The following is a 2,562-nucleotide window of genomic DNA, read 5'->3' as shown; positions in this document are numbered from 1 at the left end:
GGAAACCTCGACCGGCAACATCTATTGTTCCGCTAACAAATTTAAACTCACCCGCTACATCAACTGCTACTACACCACCAGTTGAACCATTCCAGTTAGGCGCCTCAATAGTACCACTGAGAGTTAAATTGTTATATTGCGGTACTCGAATAACTTGAAAACGTTTCTGTCCTTGATCACTTGCTCCTGAATTATCGGAGTTGGCATAACTATATTTTAAAGGGGAGCTAAGATTGATTGTGCCGCCACTACTAGAAACACTGTTCGTTGCAACAACATACTCAAAGTTACCAGCAATAAAGTTAGAAGATTTGCTCCCGTTAACTGTTCCATTTGTCGCATAATTAGTTTGTCCAGCTTGAGGATTAGTAGAGTTGCCATCACCGTATGAAGCTGTATTACTACTATCAATTTCGGCGCCTTGCATTTGGATAACTAATAACAAATCTCCTGGTTGAATACTATTTGAAGCTCCTACTCCATTTCCAACTACAATACTATTAGTCCCAGCATTAGCACCACTGCCCGCACCTGCAAAATAAGTATTTACTTGTACTGTTCCTGCAATGTAGTCTCCATCTTTACCAGGAACGCCACAAATCGCTTGATTTTGATTATCAACCTTATCAGCTTTTGCTGGCTGAGATAGTATCCAACATGGTTGTGTTAACAAAATTGTTGTAGCAAAGAAATGACTAATTCTTCTAAGCAAAACTGAATATTTCATGGTTTAGCACCTCCAATAACTGAAACATTAGTGGGAACAGATGCAGTATCTTTTTGTTTAGATTCTTGCGGTAGTTTGGGAACTGGTTTTTGTATTCCAAACCCATCAAATAATTCGTTCAACTTCAGCGTTAAACCAACATATGGTCCACCTGCTGAACGAGTCCCCGAAAAGTCACGGTCATCGACTCGACCAAATACATAACCACCTGCAAGTCTTAAATTGGGACTTAGGTAATAGCCTAATTCCGCAACAAATCCTGTTTCCAAATAGTTACCTTGATTTATCCAACGCGCTTCACCAACTAAGTCAGTGCTGTAACCTAATCTATAAGTCGCGCGCAGTTGAGCAAGATTTACTGTGCTAGTACCAACCAAATCATTAGCTAAATACGAAGTACTGTTACGCAGTGCATACTTTCCGTAGAATTCCCATTGCCAGTTTGGCGCGTATATTGCCTCTGCTGCAAAGGTATGGTCTGTCGCACCCGTCCCACTCCCCAACAAAATAGTGTCAGGAATAGTAGAAGGATTTTGTCGGTACTCATAACGTAGCAAAGCGTTTAATTTATCGTTATTGGGGTCACGGTAGGCAAGACCAATTTTTAAGTTAGCAGTGTCAGCAATACCAGATAGTTTCAGGTTGGATGAACCTGCTTGCTGGTAGCGTACTAAAGCAGTTAAAGCTGGAGATATTTTACCTGTAGCACCTGCGGAAATTACGGTATTATTTCCACCAGATGCACTTCGGTGTTGATACCTAGCACTAGCTTGGAAGTTCTTGCCATCGTTATATTCTATGCCAACGTTGTAGCTATCGCCACCTTGAAACCCGAGGGATGAAGCGCTTTGTCCAGCAGCATAAGGTTGAATAAATTGTTTTCCGGCGCCTGTTATACCAAGAAAATCTCCAAATACATGTTCGTATGCTAAATCTAACTTTAATCCTGGGGAAATTTGCCAGCGCTGGTTTAAACCTATCGCACCTTGCACAGTCATTCCATTGGCGCCACCAAGAATTCCGTAACGTCCAGTTAAACTTGTATCGCTGCCTAATTTATATTCACCGTCCAAGTCTAAACTAGTTATAGAGTTTCCAGCAAATTGTCCGCGACTATAGAATTGCTGTCCTAATCTTAAATTAATACCTGGGAATAAACTCCAATTTAAACCGAGTACAGTGCGGTCGGGGTAAACAGCATCAGTATTATCCGAAAGGGTTAACTCATTTTGTGCCAGAAATGTAAGTTTTTGAGTGATGGGAAAAGTTAAACGCGAACGAAGTTGGTCTGATGTACCGCTAGACTGTGTAAGAATTCGGTCGGTTCTGTCACGATGTAATAAATCTACGTCAACTGTAGCTTTACCTAATTGTTGTTGAATACCTGCTGAAACAGTAGTCAATGAATTATCTACTCTAGCACCAGGTAATGCTTCAGTGCGTGGTCTAAGTAAATCTTCTAAAGTATTTAATATACGTGGCGCCGTTCCTTCGTTGTCTTCATGGTCGTACTGTAACCGGAATCTAGTAGTTTGTGAAAGTATTCCAGCCAAAGAAGCACCATAACGAGTTTGTCCAGGTACAAAGCTGATAGTGGCATTGTTTGCAAACCCTGTATCAGCTTTACGATAATATGCGCGCGCTTGTAAACCTCTAATAATTTCACTCGAAGCTTCCAGACGGTAAGCAGAACCACTGACTTCACCTACTACATCAGAGTTGTTACGCGAGTTAGCATATTCAGCAATTACATTAGTATTAGAACTAAGCGATATTAAAGCATCTGCACCATATAACTCAAAGTCGCGCACACCTTGATTTTGATATAAATAAGT

Annotated in this window: 2 pseudogenes; both read right to left on the bottom strand. The window is 40.9% G+C overall.

Annotated elements, in window-relative coordinates:
* Window positions 1-727, bottom strand: a pseudogene (locus AC2JBO_RS44480) (isopeptide-forming domain-containing fimbrial protein); the annotation flags it as partial.
* Window positions 724-2,562, bottom strand: a pseudogene (locus AC2JBO_RS44475) (TonB-dependent receptor); the annotation flags it as partial. The pseudogenes AC2JBO_RS44480 and AC2JBO_RS44475, both read right to left, overlap by 4 nt.

It is taken from the genome of Calothrix sp. CBUCES-K 9914 (genome assembly GCF_059640475.1).
This window is presented reverse-complemented; position numbering and strand designations above follow the sequence as displayed.